The sequence below is a fragment of the Vreelandella arctica genome (genome assembly GCF_037070215.1).
GTDB lineage: Bacteria > Pseudomonadota > Gammaproteobacteria > Pseudomonadales > Halomonadaceae > Vreelandella > Vreelandella arctica.
In genome coordinates, this window is the sequence record NZ_JBANSN010000013.1 from 99,307 (window position 1) to 117,647 (window position 18,341).

Here is an 18,341-nt window from a genome sequence, read left to right on the forward strand (position 1 = left end):
TGGACTCGCCCACTTTCTGTTTGCTTTGTGGTTAGGCGTCGTGGAGATGAAAGCGTTACACTATACGACCCGCTCAATTGAGCGGGTTGATTTTTTATATCTCTAGCTAAATGTCTCTTGTTAAATGCCCAAGTGAATGGAAGCCGACTCAATCGTGACCACCGACACATCCCCAGCCCCTACCGATAGCCAACGTCTCGCGTCGCTGCAACAGGCGGCAGGGAGTGTGATGCTGCGCGATGCAGAGCGGCTGGAGCGTCGCTTGGCGGGCTTATATCGCCGTCAGCGCGACAACAAGCCCATCAGCCGTGGTTTGGATGAAGTGCAGCGTGAACTCGACCGTTCTCAGCAACAGCTTAGCCTGCGTGAAACCCAGCAAGTCGCGCTGAACTATCCCCCCGAACTACCGGTAGTTGAACGCAAAGAAGACATCGTTAACGCGATACGCGATCATCAAGTGGTGGTGGTGGCAGGGGAGACCGGGTCAGGCAAAACCACCCAGCTACCTAAAATGTGTCTGGAGCTTGGACGTGGTCGCCGCGGTTTGATTGGTCACACCCAGCCGCGTCGTCTGGCTGCCCGCAGCGTTGCAGGGCGTTTGGCTGAAGAGCTGCAGGTCTCTCTCGGCGACCAAGTAGGCTATCAGGTGCGCTTCACTGACCAGAGCAGCCCGAGTACGTTGGTTAAATTGATGACTGATGGGATCTTGTTGGCCGAGACCCAGCACGATCCGCTGCTGCTGCGCTACGACACCATCATTATCGATGAAGCCCACGAACGTAGCCTCAATATCGATTTTCTGCTCGGCTATTTAAAGCGTTTGCTACCTAAGCGCCCCGACCTGAAGATCATCATTACCTCAGCGACAATCGACGTCGATCGCTTTGCTAAACACTTTGGCACTGCTACAACGCCTGCCCCGGTGGTTGAAGTCACCGGGCGTACTTATCCTGTTGAAGTGCACTATCGGCCGCTAATACGTGACGACGAGGATGAGGAAGACCGCACGCTCCAAGAGGGAATCCTGCACGCGGTGGGTGAGATCGAAGCTATTGAGCGTGAGAAAGGCTGGCTGCATGGCCCCCGGGATGTGCTGGTGTTCTTACCCGGCGAGCGTGAAATTCGTGAAACTGCCGATATTCTGCGCCGTGCCGATTTAAAGGGGACCGAGATTCTGCCGCTTTACGCCCGGCTCTCCAATGAAGAGCAGAATCGCGTGTTTGCGCCTCATCGAGGGCGGCGTATCGTGCTGGCCACCAACGTCGCGGAAACTTCGCTAACGGTGCCCGGCATTCGCTACGTGATCGACCCAGGGCTGGTGCGTATCAGTCGCTATAGCTACCGCTCCAAAATTCAGCGCCTGCCGGTGGAAGCGGTCAGCCAAGCCAGCGCCAATCAGCGAAAGGGGCGCTGTGGCCGGATCGCCGAAGGCGTGTGTATTCGCCTCTACAGCGAAGAGGATTTTCTATCCCGGTCTGGTTTTACCGACCCCGAAATTCAGCGCACCAACTTAGCATCGGTGATTCTCTCGATGCTGGGCCTCAAACTTGGCGATATTGAGGCGTTTCCGTTTGTAGATCCGCCCGATAGCCGCTTTGTTAAAGATGGCTTTCGGCTGTTGTTCGAGCTGGGTGCCGTCGATGAGCGACAGCATCTCTCGCCGCTTGGCCGTAAGCTGGCGCGGCTGCCGATTGACCCACGCCTAGCGCGCATGGTGTTGGCGGGTGCCGAATTCGGCAGCCTGCGCGATGTGCTGATCGTGGTGTCGGCGCTGGCCATTCAAGACCCGCGTGACCGGCCTGCTGACAAACGACAAGCCGCCGATCAAGCCCACCAACGCTGGCACGATCCGGACTCGGATTTTGTCGCCTTGCTGAACCTCTGGCACGGCATTGAGAACGCCCGGGAGGCGCTGTCGGGCAATCAACTGCGCCGCTGGTGCCGTGATCACTACATCAACTACCTGCGCATGCGCGAGTGGCACGATACCTTCCGTCAGCTTCGTCAACTGCTGCGCGATATGGATATCGACGTGCCCGCGCCGCCTGTACGCGATGAAGAAGAGAGCGAAGAGCAGGCTAAGCAGGCACGACGTAAAACCTCCGGTAAAGTTCATCAGGCGCTGCTTTCAGGGCTGCTCTCCAATTTGGGTACTCTGGTGGAGAACCGCGAGTATCTCGGCGCCCGCAATCGTAAATTTATGATCCACCCCGGCTCTGGATTGGCCAAGAAGTCGCCCAAATGGATCATGGCGTTTGAGATGGTGGAGACCTCCAAGCTGTTTGCCCGCACCGTGGCCAAAGTCGAACCGCAGTGGATTGAGCCCCAGGCGCAGCACTTGGTTAAGCGCAGCTACAGCGAACCGCACTGGGAGATGAAGCGGTCGCAGGTCGTGGCCTTTGAGCAGGTTACATTGTTTGGACTGCCGATCGTGGCGCGGCGCCGGGTGCACTACGGGCCAATCGCGCCTCAAGAGTCCCGGGAGCTGTTTATACGCCGGGCGCTGGTGGAAGGAGAGTTTCTCACCAAAGGCGCCTTCTTTGCCCATAATCGCGCGCTGATTGACGAAGTCGAAGCCCTGGAAGACCGTGCTCGGCGTCGAGATATTCTGGTCGATGAAGACACGCTCTATGACTTTTACGACCAGCGGATCCCGGCGGAGATCGTTAACGGCAAGGGCTTTGAGCACTGGCGCAAGCAGGCCGAGCAGCAAGATCCGCAATTACTGCATTTTGATATCGATTCGCTTAAAGCACGCAACGCGGACGACGTTACCCAAGCGCAGTACCCTGATCATTTAACCCTTGCTGGCGTCGCCTATCCGGTGAGCTATCACTTTGACCCGGAAGCTGAAGATGACGGTGTCACCCTGACCGTTCCCGCCGCTATGCTGCCGCAAGTACCGGTGCATTCGCTGGAGTGGCTGGTGCCGGGGCTTTTGCGCGAAAAGTGTATTGCGCTGCTGAAGTCGCTGCCAAAAAGCATTCGTCGCCAGGTAGTGCCGATCCCAGACTGGGTGGATGCCGCGCTGGAAACCTTGGTGCCCGATCAACGCCCGTTAACCGAGGCGTTAGGGGAATTTATTCGCCGCCGCACATCAACGCGGGTGCATCCGGACGACTGGCGCTTGGATTTGCTCGAACCGCATTTGATCATGAATATTCGCGTGGTGGATCATGCGGGAGAAACCCTTGGCCAGGGGCGTGATCTACGGGCGCTGGAACAGCGCTTTGAAGCTGCAGCCAGCGCTGGTGCCCAGGCGTTAGCCGAACAGGTGAGTTCTGAGCCTGCCGTTGCAGGGTTGCCTAAAGCGCCGCTGCCTGCTTCACGTGTCACCACCCAGGCAGGTATTCGTGTTGAGGCGTATCCTGCGCTAGTCGCCGACGCCAGCGAGTTCAAAGTCGCTCTGTTTGATCACCCTGCAAAAGCTGACGCCGCGCACCAGGAGGGCATCGCCCGACTGGCGATTGCCAAGCTGCCCGAACAGATAAAAGCGATAAAGCAACTGCCAGGTGTGGAGAAGTGCGCATTGCTATTTGCCAAAGTGGGCAGTAAGCAAGCCCTGTTTGAAGACTTGCTGTTAGCGGTGTTTACCCTGGTCGTTGCACAGCACCCACTGCCGCGCTCAGAAGGGGAGTTCAGTGAGCGGCTGGCCGCCACTCAGAATCAGCTCATTGAAGAAGCAAAAGCACTGCTGGTGAAGGTAGAAGCCGCACTACAAGGTCATTTGGCGGTCAGAAAGGTGTTAAAAGGTAAGCTCAATTTTGCCTTGGCCCTGGTCTACAGCGATGTTAGTGCGCAAATGCAGCGTTTGGTTTATCCAGGGTTTATACGCGATGCTGGCGAGTGGCTGGATGAATATCCACGCTACACCGAGGCGGCGCTACTTCGTCTCGAAAAAGCCGCTCGTGAACGCGGTCGCGATCAAATGATGACGCAGGACGTCCAAGCACTAGAGGCCCGTTTTGACGCCCGCCGAGAAAGTGAGCGGCGGGGACATGTAGAAGACCCAGCGTTAGTGACCTTTGGCTGGTGGTTGCAAGAACTAAGGGTGTCACTGTTTGCACAGCAGTTGGGCACCCGTATGCCCGTATCAGTGAAGCGCCTTGAAAAGCGTTGGCAAGAGCTCATCAGCGTTTAGCAAGTGGTTGAAAAAGGCGCTGGAAAAAGGGCTATTTTACGCACACAGTAACGTTATGGGTTCGTCGCAGGTTATGCGCTAGCCATCAATGGCCAGCCACGTCGGCAAGCCGCTTAAAGGAGATTGGCATGACACATGTGGTGATTACCGGTACAGGACTCTATACACCGGAACACGCCATTGATAATGCGGCCCTGGTGGCGGCATTTAATGCTTGGGTAGATGGTGAAAATGAGCAGCACGCCGAGGCTATTGCGCGAGGAGAACGAGAGCCGCTGGCGCACTCAAGCAGCGAGTTTATTGAAAAAGCGTCTGGGATTAAGAGCCGCTATGTGCTCGATGCGTCAGGTATCCTTGACCCACAGCGTATGCGGCCTAAACTGCCACAGCGGAGTAACGACGAGCCCTCACTTCAGTGTGAGATGGCGACTGAGGCGGCACGCCAAGCACTGGCCGCCGCTCAAGTGGATGCCGCTGATGTCGAGCTAGTGATCGTTGCCTGCTCAAACCTAGAGCGTGCCTATCCTGCCGTGGCCGTTGAAGTGCAGCAAGCACTGGGTACCGCTGGCTATGGGTTTGATATGAACGTGGCCTGCAGTTCAGCCACGTTTGCTTTGGAAATCGCGGCAAACGCGATAGCCTCAGGTAGCGTTAAGCGCGCCCTGGTGGTTAATCCTGAGATTTGCTCAGCGCATCTAAATTTTCGAGACCGTGACAGCCACTTCATTTTCGGCGATGCTTGTACTGCTGTGGTACTAGAAAATAGCGCTGTTGCCGTTGCTGATGAGCAGTTTGAAATCCTCGGTACGCGTTTGGTCACTAAATTTTCCAACGCGATTCGTAATAATGCAGGTTTTTTAAATCGCGTGACGGACAGTGATCCGATGGCTTTGGATAAGCTGTTCGTGCAGGAAGGGCGGCGAGTATTTAAAGAAGTTTGCCCCATGGTGGCCAAATTGATCACCGATCATCTGGCGTCCTTGGAGCTAAACGGAAGCGACCTTAAACGCATGTGGCTGCACCAAGCTAACCGGCATATGAATGATTTGATTGCTCGTAAAGTATTGGGGTATGACCCCAGTGAAACCCAGGCACCGATCATTTTAGATCGCTATGCAAACACCAGCTCAGCGGGCTCCATTATTGCTTTTCACCTTCATCGTGAGCAGTTCAATCAAGGCGATATAGGCGTAATTTGTTCGTTTGGCGCTGGCTATAGCGCGGGCAGTGTCGTCATCCGTCGGGTGTAGGTCTCTGTAACGTGCAGCGGAATTGGAAAAAAGGAAAATGTCATGTGGCAGTGGTTAAGTAACGACAAGACAACGCTTTCGTGGCGCTCAAAAGGGTTGCCGCTACTGCTGGTGGCGTTATTAGCAAGCAGCGGTTGTGCCAGCACGCAAATGGCAGAAAACGCCAACCCAGACGACCCATGGGAAGGCTTTAACCGCAAAGTGTTTGCGTTCAACGACGTATTGGATCGTTACGCGCTTAAGCCGGTGGCAAAAGGCTATCGCACGATTACCCCTGATCCGGTTGAAACAGGTGTCGGTAACTTTTTCTCCAATTTAGGCGAAGTACGTACCGCGCTAAATAGCGTGCTGCAGGGTAAGCCTGCGAATGCAGGCCTCGCTACCTCGCGCTTTTTGATTAACTCCACCGTGGGCATTGGCGGGTTGTTCGATTACGCAACGTTGATGGAAATTACCGCGGATAAAGAGGATTTTGGCCAAACGTTGGCGGTATGGGGCTGGGACGATTCACGCTATTTGGTGCTGCCTTTCTTGGGTCCCAGTACGCTGCGTGATACCACGGGCTTACCTGCTGACATAGCCGCGTATCCGGTGACCTACGTAGAAGATGATACTGTTCGCATAAGCCTGACAGCGCTCAACCTGATTGACACCCGTGCTGGGCTGCTCGACCAGGAGGAGTTGATTCGCGGTGATCGCTACCGCTTTATTCGTGACGCTTACTTACAGAGCCGCCAGTTCGAGGTGAGCGATGGAGAATTGGGCGATGACCCCTTTGCCAGCGATACCTTCGACTTTGATGATAGCGACTTTGATGACAGTGACTTTGAAGATAGCGACGCTGGTGACGACGGCGTTGGTGGCGAAAATAGCGCCGATTGAGGCTTATGATGGAGCATTCTAAGCAGTTGATCGCGGTGATCGACGAGCCGGGTCGAGAGCGCGATGCGCTGGCCGAAGCGATTACCTGCGACGGTATGTGGGTCTTTGCCGCTGAAGACATCGACCACTTGCCTGCGGATACGGCGCTGATTGTGGCCCACGCCAGAGCCGTGCCTCGCCAGCAGTGGTCGCAGCTTACGCGACGCTTACCAACGCTGGTTGTAAGTGACTCGCGCCAGGATGCTGACCTTATCAAAGCCATTGATGTTGGGCTGGTGGATTATATCGTCCACCCTTTACGCCATGCCGAGCTGCTGCGGCGCATGATCCGTAAAGCCATCGAGCTAAATGATTTGGCCTTGGAACGTGAGCGTGACCACGAGCGTCTTGCCGAGTTAAATGAGAGCTTAGAAACGCATTTGGCGCTACTGCGTATGGATCAGCAGAGTGGTGGTCATATCCAGCGGCGTTTACTGCCGTTACGCCCTAAAGTCATCAATGGGGTGTATTACGACTATGTATTTGCACCTTCTCTCTATTTATCCGGTGATTTTCTAGACTATCAACGTTATAACGATCGTTATAGCGCCTTCTATTTTGCCGATGTGTCGGGGCATGGTGCGTCGTCAGCCTTTGTCACGGTACTGCTAAAATATTTATGCAATCGTTGGCTGAATGAGTGGGATGGCCAGCAGCCAGAAAATCTGCCGCCGGATTGGCTAAAGGCGATGAATCGCGAATTACAGGGTACGGATATAGGCAAACATGCCACCTTATTTGTCGGAGTTATTGACCATGAGGCGCATACTCTGCACTATTCGCTCGGCGCTCAGCTTCCTATGCCGCTTTTAGCAGCAGAAGGAGAGTTACGGCGTCTTGAAGGCGAAGGAATGCCGGTAGGCCTTTTCCCCGATGTGGAGTATCCTTCGCTTAGTTGTGTGTTGCCGAACAAATTTCGTTTATGGCTTTGCTCTGACGGTGTATTGGAATGCTTGCCGGGTAAAACGCTCGACACGCGGCTCAAGGAGCTTGAGCAATTAGTAAGCGAGAGTGTCACGCTTGAGCAGTTGCGCGACCGGCTGGCAGAGACGAATGCGCTCCTTGCAGAAGGGGATGCAGAATTCGATGCTAACCAGGAACGCGATGCTTTACCCGATGATCTAACAATCATGATGGTGAGCGGATTTGGTCATGCTGAGTGAAGAAGGCCGCATTAAAGCGGCGTTCGATTCTGGTGTTTTTGTTTTGAAATTGTGTGGCGATGTGCGTTTAACGCTCTGCGCTACGCTGGACACCCAAGCCCAACGTCTTGCTGAGACGCCGGGGCTGCGTGCCGTACTGATTGACCTGCGTGAGGCTACCAATGTGGACTCAACCGCGCTGGGTTTCTTGGCCAAGGTCGCAATGGCAGTAAAAGGGCGCTTAGAGCAGTCCCCGACCATTATTGTCGATAATGATGACGTTCGAAAAATGTTGAACGTGATGGGGTTTGCGCGCTTTTTCACCTTGATGGAAGCGCCTCTGCAGCAGGCAACAACGCTTAACGATGCTCTCGAAGAGTTACCTGAAGAGCCTGCCGACGAAGAGGGGCTGCGTGACCGTATTCTCGAAGCCCACCGTATTTTGATGCACATGAACGAGCATAATCGCGAGCAGTTTCAGCCGCTGGTTGACATGCTTGAGTCCCAAGACGCCGCCACGCACCACTAAACACCCCCTCTTTAATTTGATCTGGCTACCTCAGGGCTATCGCAGTGGGCGCTCCATCGTTATTACCCACTGCGGTAGCGCTGTGTCCTGTGTCGATAGCGTTTAGCCCCGACAAGTGTCTTAAAATCAGCTATGATTAGCGGCCTATCTATTCCGTGCGTTCGTTATCGCTGTAAGGAGACCCATGCATCTTAATCCCCGCCGTGTAGCGTTGTTAGTTGCCGCCAACACGGCGCTTGCCCCCTTTGCGATCGACGCCTACTTACCTGCGATGGGAATCATCGCCGAGAGTATCGGCGCTAGTATTCACCGCACTGAACTTTCCATCAGCGTGTTCTTGTTCGGCTTTGCGCTGGGCCAGCTATGTTTTGGGCCATTATCAGATCGTATGGGTAGAAAGCCTGTACTACTGGGCGGCCTAGTGGTGTTTATGCTGGCAAGTCTAGCGATCACCACGGTCGATAGTCTCTCCTCGCTGCTGGCCTGGCGATTTGTGCAGGCATTGGGCGGCGGTGCCTGTGTGGTGAACTCGGCAGCGATTGTGCGCGACTGCTTTAGCGGGCGAGAGGCCGCCAAAGTGATGTCGACGATGGCGATGATTATGATGTTGGCACCGCTGGTGGCGCCCGCCGTGGGGAGCCTATTGTTGCATGTGGCCGGTTGGTGGTTAATTTTCGTTTTCTTGGCTGTTTATGCAGGCTTTTTACTCTGGCTGCTGGGCACGCGCCTGCCTGAGACCCGTGATATGTCGCTTCCTGCGGCGTCACCGCGCCAAGTCATTCGCAATTACGCCAGCGTGCTCAAGCATCGTGAAGGGATGGGGTATATCTGTGCCGTAGCGGCTTCCTTTGCCGGTCTTTTTGCATTTGTGACCGCTTCGCCGTTTCTCTATCTCGACTATTTTGGTCTATCGCCCGGCACCTATCCGCTCGTGTTTGGTGTCAACGTATTGGTCATTGCGCTCTCCAACCGCGTCAATATTCACCTGCTGCGCAAACGCACGCCACAGCAGAATTTACGCTTGGGGCTGCTTATACAGTTAGTGGCGGCGCTAGGGTTGGTGTTGGCCACCGCGTTAAATATCGCGTCACTCATGGTCGTTGTGCCACTGATTATGCTGTTCACCGGCATGATTGGGCTGATTACTCCGAACGCAATATCGGCGCTTTTAGATCACTTTGGTCATATCAGTGCCACTGCGACAGCGCTGTTAGGCGGCATCCAGTTTACCTGTGGTGCTCTCGCTGGGGTAATGGTTGGGTTGTTTGAAGTGGAGCACCTTTGGCCAATGGTACTGACGATGTTGGGCGCCGCTCTGTTGGGGAATATCGGCGTGCGCAAGCTAACCAAGGCGCCCGTTGTAAATGAGCAATAGGAATGAATAACAGGGATTAGCAGTTGGGATGAATAACAACGATGGATAGCATGTTGGCCTGGGTCAATATGCCAATGAGTACCTGGTTAGCCTGTGCAGCCGTGTTACTGCTGGGGGCCTTTGTCCAGCGCGCGACCGGTTTCGGTTTGGCCGTTATCGGGGCACCGTTGCTGCTGATGCTTGAGCCACGATTGGTGCCGGTCATTTTAGTGCTGTTTGGCTTTACCGTTTCGCTAATGATGGTGCGTCACTATTGGCACGAGGTGCGCCTGGATTCCATTGGCATGGCGTTAGTAGGGCGCCTGCCTGGCAATGCGCTGGGAATTTGGCTGCTACTCGCCGCGCCGATGTTTCTGTTAGAAAAGCTAATCGCCATCATCGTGCTGTTTGCTGTGCTGGTGACGCTGTGCCGATTTAAGCTGCCGGTAAATCAAATAACGCTATTCGGCGCTGGCGTACTTTCAGGGATCTTTGGCACCGTTGCGGCTATCGGGGGCCCGCCCATGGTGATATTGATGCACGGCTTGCCTGCTGATCAGGTGCGGGGAAACCTGGCGGCCTTTTTCATTTTGACCTCACTATTGACCATTATTACTCTCGCCTTCGCTAACCAGATTCAGCTATGGCATTTTCAGGTTGCCCTTACCTTTCTCCCCGCGGTACTGGTTGGTAACGCAGTGGCGGACGCCATTGCTCATCGCTTGGATAGACGTTTACTGCAAGGCGCTTCGCTGGCGCTGTGTACCTTGGCGGCATTGGGTTTGCTGCTGTAAGCGAAAGCGAATTCCCCGCGTAGCGAAAAATCTTTCACGTATTACTCACTGTCATGAAGTTGTCATGGAACCAGTGCAAGGTATGCCTTGCGAAGGTTAGATCCCTACATGAACAGGAGTTTTTCGCATGAACCGTATTCTAAAAACCACCGTTATCGCGGCTGCTGTAATGAGCGTTGCCGGTGTTGCCCAAGCCCGTGATCAAATCCGTATCGTGGGCTCCAGTACCGTTTACCCGTTTGCCAGCTACGTAACTGAAGAGTTCGGTGCCACTACCGGCAACCCGACACCTGTTATTGAATCAACCGGTTCGGGCGGTGGTTTGCGTCTGTTCTGTAACGGTATTGGCGAAGGTACGCCCGATATCACCAACGCTTCACGTCGCATGAAAGTTGCTGAGTTTGAGCGTTGTGAAGAGAACGGCGTGACTGATATTACCGAAGCTAAGATCGGTTCTGACGGTATCGTGTTGGGCCAGTCAAGCTCCAACGATGGCGTTGATTTCACTCTTGAGCAAATTTTCCTGGCAGTAGCCGCTCAGGTGCCGGTTGATGGTGAGTTAGTCGATAACCCCTACACCAACTGGAGCGATATCGATTCCGCGCTGCCTGACCGCGAAATCTCCATTTATGGACCTCCAACCACTTCCGGTACGCGTGATGCGTTTGAAGAGCTGGTCATGGAAAGCGCCTCTTCAGAAATGGAAATTTATGGCGAAGAAGGCTATACCGATATCCGTTCTGACGGTATTTACATCGATGCTGGTGAAAACGATAACCTGATCGTTCAGCGCTTGTCAGAAGACACCGGTGCCTTTGGTATTTTCGGTTACTCTTTCCTTGAAGAGAATACCGATACTATCAGCGCGGCCACTATTGGCGGCGTAGAGCCTGAAGCTGATGCAATCAGTTCCGGAGACTATCCTATCGCGCGTTCACTTTGGTTCTACGTGAAGAACCAGCACGCTGAAGAAGTACCGCCGATGTATGAATATGTCGACATGTTTATGAGCGAGATGATGATTGGCTCAGATGGTTACTTGAAAGATATTGGCTTGATCGCACTGCCGGAAGACGAACGTGAAGAGTGGCGTCAAGCGGTAGCAGATCGCACTACAATGTCAGCAGACGTTCTTAAGTAAGTCGTTAAGTTAGAAATGAAAGTGGTCGGCAGCGAAAGCTGCCGGCCTTTCGTTTTATGACAGCGATATATTGGCGTTTGTCACATTGCTGTAATGTTTGTGCCCCAAAGTAGTCGCCAATACGATTTCATTAAGTAATGCGAGAGAAATTCGATGCAGACTAACCAGCTTCTTCTGATTTTTTGCGGTGCGTTACTACTGCTGGGGCTGCTGGCGTTTTTTGCTGGCCGTTCAAAAGCCACCCGTTTACGCAGTGCGGGCACGGCTATGTTTGCTCAGCCAGATCAATACGCCTGGTTCACCGTGCTCTCGACCGCTGGTCCAGCCGTGGTAGTGAGTGCGCTGGGGGCTTTTGTGCTGCTTTTGATGGGTGCTGATATCCCCACGCTCTATTTGCTAGCGTCAAGTTTGGTGGTCGCAGCTATAGGGCTAATGGTAAGCCTTAACCATGTAAAACCTGATTTTCACGCCCGTCAGGCCATTGAGCGGGTCATCCGCATGGTTTTGGCCGGGGCAGCGTTAATCTCCATTTTCACTACGTTCGGCATTTTGTTCTCGATTATCTCCGAGGCGCTGCGCTTTTTCCAAATGCACAGCTTCTGGGAGTTCATTACAGGCACCACATGGAACCCAGGTGCGAGCTTTCTAGCGTCAGCGGGACGTGGCGATGGTAGTGGGGCTGAGTTTGGCTCGGTACCGCTGTTTGCCGGTACCTTTATGATTACTGCTATTGCCATGCTGGTCGCTGTTCCTATCGGTCTGCTTTCCGCGATTTACATGTCTGAGTTTGCGCCACGTAATGTGCGCACCATTGCCAAGCCCGTGCTTGAAGTTCTGGCGGGTATTCCTACCGTGGTTTACGGCTTTTTTGCCGCAATTACCGTAGCGCCCATTATCGTTAACATCGCTGGTTTTTTTGGGCTCGATGCTTCCTATAACAACGCCGTCGCTCCAGGTGTCGTGATGGGTATTATGATCATCCCGTTTATCTCGTCACTGTCTGACGATGTGATCAACTCGGTGCCCGATAGTATGCGCCAAGGGTCGCTGGCATTAGGCATGACCAAAGGTGAAACCATTCGAGACGTGGTTATTCCTGCTGCTCTACCGGGGATTATTTCAGCGGCGCTCTTAGGCATGTCGCGTGCGCTGGGTGAAACCATGATTGTGGTAATGGCAGCAGGTATGCGGCCCAATCTCACCGCTAATCCGCTGGAAGATATGACCACGGTGACCGTGCGTATTGTGGCGGCTTTAACCGGGGACCAAGAGTTTGCAAGTGCTGAAACGCTGTCAGCCTTTGCCCTCGGGTTGGTGCTGTTTGCGGTAACGCTCTCGCTGAACCTGGTGTCCGTCCTGATGATCCGTCGTTTCCGCGAAAAATACCGCGTGAATAACCTGTAACGCTGAGGAACTGTTTCGATGAGCCATACTTTTGACGGAATCAGCCAGCAGCTTAAGCGGCGTCACCGTAAGTCTGCCCGCCTTAAATGGATCTCGATGGGATCATTGGGCTTGGCAGGTCTGTTTCTGATTCTGTTTTTTGCCGATATGTTAAGCAAAGGCTTACCAGCCTTTCAGCAGGCGTATATCCAGACCGAGATTAGTTACACCGAAGAAGCGCAAAGCGATGGGCGGCAGGCGTTTGATCAAGAGCTGCTACCATTAATCAGTCGCACGGTGGTGCGAGTGATTCCTATGGAGTTGCGCAACAATCCCGAAATGATCGGTACCAGCGAAGCGCAATGGGTGTTGGCAAACAGTGAGGTCGACCAGTATCTGAAGGGGCACCGGCACCGCCTGAGTGAAGAAGAACAAGCGGCGCTTGATGAGCGTGTCGAAGCGGGCCAGGTTGACCTTCGCTTCAATAGCACCTTTTTTGGATCCGGGGATTCAAAAATAGCTGAGAACGCAGGTATTCTCTCGGCAGTGGTCGGCACCGTGATGACCATGATCGTGACGCTATTAATTTCGTTCCCTATCGGGGTAATGACAGCCGTTTATTTGGAAGAGTTTGCGCCAGATAACCGCTTCACCCAGGCGATTGAAATCAACATCAATAACTTGGCCGCTATCCCATCTATTCTGTTTGGTTTGCTAGGCCTGGCTATCTTTATCAACTTCTTCGGGGTGCCGCGTTCGTCGCCGTTGGCCGGTGGTATGACACTAGCGCTGATGACGTTGCCGGTGATTATTATCTCAACCAGAACAGCGCTGCGCAGCGTGCCGGACTCTATCCGCCATGCGGCCTTTGGGGTGGGTTGTTCGCGCTGGCAAGTGGTACGCGATCACGTTCTGCCCTTGGCAATGCCGGGCATTATGACGGGCTCCATCATCGGGCTTGCTCAGGCGATGGGTGAAACAGCACCGCTGATTATCGTCGGGATGGTGGCGTTTATCCCGGATGTCGGCGCATCGTTTACCAACGCGGCCACGGTTATGCCTGCGCAAATATTTACTTGGTCAGGTGAGCCTGAGCAGGCGTTCGTAGAGAAAACGGCCGGCGGTATTTTGGTGCTACTCACCATACTCATCTCACTCAACGCCTTCGCCGTTGTGTTACGTAAGAAATTTGAGCGTCGCTGGTAGGCCAGCGCGATAGAGGACATGACTATGAATAGCCAAGCACCTGTAATGAACGACCAGCATGCACCTGCGGTTGGGCAGCCCTACACGCGTAACAATCAGGCCTGCCACGATTTGAGTATCCGGGTTCGCGATTTGAACCTGTGGTATGGCAAAAACCAAGCGTTGAATAACCTTAATATTGATCTGTTTCAGAAAAATGTGACGGCGCTAATTGGCCCTTCCGGGTGTGGTAAATCGACCTTCTTACGCTGTCTGAATCGCATGAACGATTTGATTCCTAGCGTGCGTACCGAAGGTTTGGTTGAGATGGATGGGCGGGATGTAAATGCTCCCAAAATGGATGAAGTAGCGCTGCGCCGCCGGGTGGGGATGGTCTTTCAAAAGCCGAATCCATTTCCTAAATCGATTTATGAAAATGTTGCTTACGCCCCGCGCATGCACGATTTGGTTAGCCGCAAAGCGGAGCAGGATGAGCTGGTTGAAAAGGCGTTGCGTAGCGCTGGCCTTTGGAACGAAGTGAAAGACAAGCTACAAGAACCTGGTACTTCGCTATCGGGTGGCCAACAGCAGCGCTTATGTATCGCCCGCGCTATTGCCGTTCAGCCTGATGTGATCTTGATGGACGAACCAACGTCGGCGCTTGACCCGATCTCGACCGCGACTATCGAAGACTTGATGGATAAGCTAAAGGAAGAGTTCACCATTATCACCGTGACCCACAATATGCAGCAGGCAGCGCGGGTAGCGGACTATACGGCGTTCTTCCACCTGGGAGAAATTATTGAGTACAACGACACCAAAGTGATGTTCTCAACCCCCGCTAAGAAAAAAACCGAAGACTATATTTCCGGTCGTTATGGTTAATTAATGTCGTTCAAACAGGCCCATCGTCATCCGGTGGGCCTGTTTTTAATGTGTATTTTTTTATACACTCATATATGTTTATGCGTATATAAGCGAGATCCTGCTTAGAAATGAACAGCTTTAAAAATAGAAAACCAAGAAACTAAAAATCTGCAAATAAACACCAAAAAGCAGCGATTCTAGGAGGCACCATGGCACTTCGAATTGGTATCAATGGATTGGGACGTATTGGGCGCTTAACGCTGAGAATTTTGTGGCAAAAAGTGTCGACGGGTGACGTTGAGCTTGTGCGCATTAATGATCCGGGTGGCGATGCGGCAACCTTTGCCCACTTATTTGAATTTGATTCTGTACATGGCCACTGGTCTCCGGGGAAGGGCATTACAGCCGCCGATGACGCTATTGTTTTCGACGGTAAATCCGTTGCCTTTAGCGCCAACAAAGCAATTGCCGATAGCGATTGGTCCGGCTGCGATGTAGTCATCGAGTGCTCAGGCAAAATGAAAACCACTGAAAAGCTTCAAGCGTACCTCGACCAGGGCGTTGGACGTGTAGTGGTGAGTGCGCCTATGAAAGAAGCGAGCGTGCTCAATGTTGTCGTGGGGGTAAACGATCATCTCTTTGATCCTTTGCAGCATAAGATCGTTACCGCTGCCAGTTGTACCACCAACTGCTTGGCACCAGTGGTCAAAGTCATTCAGGACAGCTTCGGTATTCGTCATGGCTCAATGACCACGATACATGACATTACCAATACTCAAACGATTCTGGATGCCCCGCATAAAGACCTTCGCCGTGCGCGTGCCTGTGGCATGAGTCTAATTCCCACCACAACGGGTTCAGCGAAAGCGATTACCGCCATTTTTCCTGAGCTAGAAGGCAAGTTAAACGGCCATGCGATTCGTGTGCCGCTGACGAATGCTTCGCTTACCGATATGGTGTTTGAGCTTGAGCGTGAAGTCGCCGTGGACGAGGTGAACGCTGCATTAAAAGTCGCAGCAGATGGCCCGCTAGCAGGCATTCTGGGCTATGAAGAGCGCCCGTTGGTGTCGATCGATTACCGCACTGACCCCCGCAGCTCCATTATCGATGCGCTGTCTACCATGGTGGTCAACGGCACGCAGCTAAAACTCTACGCTTGGTACGATAACGAATGGGGTTATGCGAACCGAACCGCTGAGCTATCCCTGATGGTAGGGCATGAGCAGGTGGAGCGTGGCTGATTCATTGCTTGCGCGGGTAAGGGCGCTACCTTTCGAGGTGCGCCAGTACATGCTGATTACCGGCAACTACTGGGCGTTTACGATAACAGACGGCGCGCTTCGCATGCTGGTGGTGATGCACTTCCACCAACTGGGCTATTCGCCGTTAGCCATCGCAATGCTGTTTTTGTTCTACGAAGCCTTTGGCGTTGTGACCAATTTAGTGGGTGGTTGGCTGGGCGCGCGTCTCGGGCTTAATCGCACCATGAACGTGGGCTTAGGTTTGCAGATTGTGGCCCTGGTCATGTTAATGGTGCCCGCGAGCCTGCTAACCGTTACCTGGGTAATGGCCGCTCAGGCGCTGTCGGGCATTGCCAAAGACCTTAACAAAATGAGCGCTAAAAGCGCCGTTAAGGTACTGGTTCCTAAAGAGAGCGCTAACGCTAACAGCTCGCTTTACCGATGGGTAGCCATGCTGACTGGCTCTAAAAACGCGCTAAAAGGGTTGGGCTTTTTTGTTGGCGGGCTGCTGTTAACGTTGATTGGCTTCCAGGCTGCAGTGTTTGTGATGGCCGTGATCCTGGCTGGTGTGCTACTGCTCTCGCTGCTGCGTTTAAAGGCGGATCTTGGCCGTCAGAAAGTGAAGCCTAAGTTCTCCGAGATTTTCTCAAAATCACGAGCGATTAACGTGCTTTCCGCAGCGCGGTTTTGTCTTTTTGCAGCCCGGGACGTGTGGTTTGTAGTGGCACTGCCGGTTTTCCTATACGACCAGCACGGCTGGACCCACTGGACCGTGGGCGGGCTGTTGGCGATATGGGTCATTGGTTATGGCGGCGTGCAGACCCAGGCACCAAAATTAACCCGGCTAATTAAAGGCGATGTTCGATTGCTGACGGCCGGGTGGGCGGCCGCGCTGGCGGTGCTGGCAATTTTGTTGGCGATGCTGCCTTTGGCACAAGTAGGTTGGTTAGTTGTTGGCTTACTCGCCTTTGGGGTGCTGTTTGCGATTAACTCCAGCTGGCACAGTTATTTGATTGTTCACTTTGCCCGCGCCGACGGCGTCTCGATGGACGTCGGCTTTTACTATATGGCCAATGCCATGGGGCGTTTAGTCGGCACGCTATTGTCGGGCTGGCTGTATATGGCTTACGGGCTGAGTGCCTGTCTGTGGGTATCGGCTGCTTTAGTGGCAGCAAGTTCAGCGATGGCACTAGCGTTGCCTAGACAAACCGCATGATCCGTTCGCCTAGGCTAGGTTTAACGCTAACGTTAGGTAGCGCGCAAACGCTGGCCTGGGCATCTAGCTACTACTTGCCTGCAATCTTAGCGGTGCCCATGGCCCGCGATTTAGGTGTGCCGCCCAGTTGGGTGTTTGCCGCATTCTCTGCGGCCTTGCTGTTAACTGCAATGCTTGGCCCCAGCGTTGGCCGTTGGATTGATATACGCGGTGGGCGAGGCGTATTAATGGCCTCGAACGGTATCATGGCTCTTGGCCTAATCATAATGGCGCTGTCTCAAGGTGTGTTCACCTTAATGCTCGCTTGGCTTATTACTGGTATAGGCATGGCGATGGGCTTATACGACGCCGCTTTTGCCACCTTGGGGCGATTATTAGGGCGCAGCGCACGAGCTTCCATTACCGGTGTTACGCTTCTAGCGGGGTTTGCCAGCACCATCGGCTGGCCGGTGACGGCGCTATTGGAAAACGAGTTTGGGTGGCGTACCGCCTGCGGTGTTTGGGCCATGCTGCATATCGTGATAGGGCTGCCGCTTAATGCACTCTTGCCAAAAGCAGGGGCTAGCCAGACGGAACATAAAGACGAAAAGCCTGTTCCACTGCCTGATCGGCCCCGCTTAGCCATAGTGCTATTAGCTTTTGTGTTTGCAGCCGGATGGTTTGTGTCGACGGCGATGGCGGCTCATCTTCCTAGACTACTACAAGAAACCGGTGTCTCTCTCTCCGTTGCCGTGGCCGCTGCCGCGCTGGTAGGGCCTGCCCAGGTGGCTGCACGGCTGGGTGAGTTCGCTTTATTACGCCACTTACACCCGCTGGTGGCGGCGCGTGTGGCGACAACGCTCCATCCACTAGGTGCCGCGCTGCTGGCAACGCTAGGTATGCCCGCTGCGGGCTTTGCGCTGCTACATGGTGCTGGCAATGGCATGATGACTATTGCGTCTGGCACCTTGCCGTTGGCTCTGTTTGGTCCTGCGGGTTTTGGCCGTCGCCAGGGTTTAATCATTGCCCCGGCGCGGGCCATGCAAGCGTTTGCGCCGCTGCTGTTTGGCCTATTGATAGAACAATACGGCGCTGGAGCTCTGTGGTTGACCTCTGGCTTGATGGTGAGCGCTCTGTTGGCGTTACTAATGATTCGTTGTCGCACCTGACGTTCCCGGGGCTCCTTTAAGTCACCAAC

The 18,341-nt window shown here is 53.8% G+C and carries 14 protein-coding genes; all 14 read left to right on the plus strand.

Going from position 1 to position 18,341, the window contains the following annotated elements; translation table 11 throughout:
* The first annotated feature begins 136 nt into the window (after positions 1-136).
* Positions 137-4,141 (plus strand): ATP-dependent RNA helicase HrpA, encoded by a 4,005-nt coding sequence (hrpA, locus tag V8L70_RS13470; RefSeq protein ID WP_336269633.1) that lies wholly within the window; start codon positions 137-139, stop codon positions 4,139-4,141.
* A gap of 128 nt (positions 4,142-4,269) precedes the next feature.
* Positions 4,270-5,391 (plus strand): beta-ketoacyl-ACP synthase III, encoded by a 1,122-nt coding sequence (locus V8L70_RS13475; RefSeq protein WP_336269635.1) that lies wholly within the window; start codon positions 4,270-4,272, stop codon positions 5,389-5,391.
* 42 nt (positions 5,392-5,433) lie between these two features.
* A complete protein-coding gene (locus tag V8L70_RS13480; protein ID WP_336269637.1) occupies positions 5,434-6,273 on the plus strand; it encodes an MlaA family lipoprotein in 840 nt (279 codons plus the stop codon).
* Positions 6,274-6,281: 8 nt separating this feature from the next.
* Positions 6,282-7,475 (plus strand): PP2C family protein-serine/threonine phosphatase, encoded by a 1,194-nt coding sequence (locus V8L70_RS13485; RefSeq protein WP_336269669.1) that lies wholly within the window; start codon positions 6,282-6,284, stop codon positions 7,473-7,475.
* Complete coding sequence (locus tag V8L70_RS13490; protein WP_336269639.1) at positions 7,465-7,983, plus strand: STAS domain-containing protein; 519 nt, start codon at positions 7,465-7,467, stop codon at positions 7,981-7,983. Before V8L70_RS13485 ends, V8L70_RS13490 begins: the two co-directional genes overlap by 11 nt.
* Positions 7,984-8,167: 184 nt before the next feature.
* On the plus strand, positions 8,168-9,358 hold the full coding sequence (locus tag V8L70_RS13495; protein ID WP_336269642.1) for a multidrug effflux MFS transporter: 1,191 nt from the start codon (positions 8,168-8,170) through the stop codon (positions 9,356-9,358).
* A 41-nt stretch (positions 9,359-9,399) separates the two neighbouring features.
* Positions 9,400-10,131 carry a sulfite exporter TauE/SafE family protein gene (locus tag V8L70_RS13500; protein ID WP_336269644.1) on the plus strand — a complete coding sequence of 244 codons (732 nt, stop codon included), beginning with the start codon at positions 9,400-9,402 and terminating at the stop codon, positions 10,129-10,131.
* A 127-nt stretch (positions 10,132-10,258) separates the two neighbouring features.
* Positions 10,259-11,272: a substrate-binding domain-containing protein gene (locus V8L70_RS13505; protein ID WP_101147904.1), complete on the plus strand. Its 1,014-nt coding sequence runs from the start codon at positions 10,259-10,261 to the stop codon at positions 11,270-11,272.
* A 153-nt stretch (positions 11,273-11,425) separates the two neighbouring features.
* On the plus strand, positions 11,426-12,676 hold the full coding sequence (gene pstC / locus V8L70_RS13510) for a phosphate ABC transporter permease subunit PstC (protein ID WP_101147905.1): 1,251 nt from the start codon (positions 11,426-11,428) through the stop codon (positions 12,674-12,676).
* Between the two features lie 18 nt (positions 12,677-12,694).
* Positions 12,695-13,861, plus strand: coding sequence for a phosphate ABC transporter permease PstA (gene pstA, locus V8L70_RS13515; RefSeq protein WP_101147906.1), 1,167 nt, complete (start codon positions 12,695-12,697; stop codon positions 13,859-13,861).
* 24 nt (positions 13,862-13,885) lie between these two features.
* The gene (gene pstB, locus V8L70_RS13520) at positions 13,886-14,725 is read left to right on the plus strand and encodes a phosphate ABC transporter ATP-binding protein PstB (RefSeq protein WP_101147907.1); all 840 of its coding nucleotides are present in this window, start codon (positions 13,886-13,888) and stop codon (positions 14,723-14,725) included.
* A 191-nt stretch (positions 14,726-14,916) separates the two neighbouring features.
* A complete protein-coding gene (locus V8L70_RS13525) occupies positions 14,917-15,948 on the plus strand; it encodes an ArsJ-associated glyceraldehyde-3-phosphate dehydrogenase (RefSeq protein ID WP_336269647.1) in 1,032 nt (343 codons plus the stop codon).
* Positions 15,926-17,164 (plus strand): organoarsenical effux MFS transporter ArsJ, encoded by a 1,239-nt coding sequence (gene arsJ, locus V8L70_RS13530; RefSeq protein WP_101146485.1) that lies wholly within the window; start codon positions 15,926-15,928, stop codon positions 17,162-17,164. Before V8L70_RS13525 ends, arsJ begins: the two co-directional genes overlap by 23 nt.
* Positions 17,161-18,312 (plus strand): MFS transporter, encoded by a 1,152-nt coding sequence (locus tag V8L70_RS13535; protein WP_101146486.1) that lies wholly within the window; start codon positions 17,161-17,163, stop codon positions 18,310-18,312. Before arsJ ends, V8L70_RS13535 begins: the two co-directional genes overlap by 4 nt.
* Positions 18,313-18,341 lie beyond the last annotated feature (29 nt).

What these genes read in the sequence shown, in the direction of transcription:
- hrpA (WP_336269633.1), top strand. Translation starts at nt 137, where the DNA reads ATGGAAGCCGACTCAATCGTGACCACCGACACATCCCCAGCCCCTACC.
- V8L70_RS13475 (WP_336269635.1), top strand. Translation starts at nt 4,270, where the DNA reads ATGACACATGTGGTGATTACCGGTACAGGACTCTATACACCGGAACAC.
- V8L70_RS13480 (WP_336269637.1), top strand. Translation starts at nt 5,434, where the DNA reads ATGTGGCAGTGGTTAAGTAACGACAAGACAACGCTTTCGTGGCGCTCA.
- V8L70_RS13485 (WP_336269669.1), top strand. Translation starts at nt 6,282, where the DNA reads ATGGAGCATTCTAAGCAGTTGATCGCGGTGATCGACGAGCCGGGTCGA.
- V8L70_RS13490 (WP_336269639.1), top strand. Translation starts at nt 7,465, where the DNA reads ATGCTGAGTGAAGAAGGCCGCATTAAAGCGGCGTTCGATTCTGGTGTT.
- V8L70_RS13495 (WP_336269642.1), top strand. Translation starts at nt 8,168, where the DNA reads ATGCATCTTAATCCCCGCCGTGTAGCGTTGTTAGTTGCCGCCAACACG.
- V8L70_RS13500 (WP_336269644.1), top strand. Translation starts at nt 9,400, where the DNA reads ATGGATAGCATGTTGGCCTGGGTCAATATGCCAATGAGTACCTGGTTA.
- V8L70_RS13505 (WP_101147904.1), top strand. Translation starts at nt 10,259, where the DNA reads ATGAACCGTATTCTAAAAACCACCGTTATCGCGGCTGCTGTAATGAGC.
- pstC (WP_101147905.1), top strand. Translation starts at nt 11,426, where the DNA reads ATGCAGACTAACCAGCTTCTTCTGATTTTTTGCGGTGCGTTACTACTG.
- pstA (WP_101147906.1), top strand. Translation starts at nt 12,695, where the DNA reads ATGAGCCATACTTTTGACGGAATCAGCCAGCAGCTTAAGCGGCGTCAC.
- pstB (WP_101147907.1), top strand. Translation starts at nt 13,886, where the DNA reads ATGAATAGCCAAGCACCTGTAATGAACGACCAGCATGCACCTGCGGTT.
- V8L70_RS13525 (WP_336269647.1), top strand. Translation starts at nt 14,917, where the DNA reads ATGGCACTTCGAATTGGTATCAATGGATTGGGACGTATTGGGCGCTTA.
- arsJ (WP_101146485.1), top strand. Translation starts at nt 15,926, where the DNA reads ATGAGCAGGTGGAGCGTGGCTGATTCATTGCTTGCGCGGGTAAGGGCG.
- V8L70_RS13535 (WP_101146486.1), top strand. Translation starts at nt 17,161, where the DNA reads ATGATCCGTTCGCCTAGGCTAGGTTTAACGCTAACGTTAGGTAGCGCG.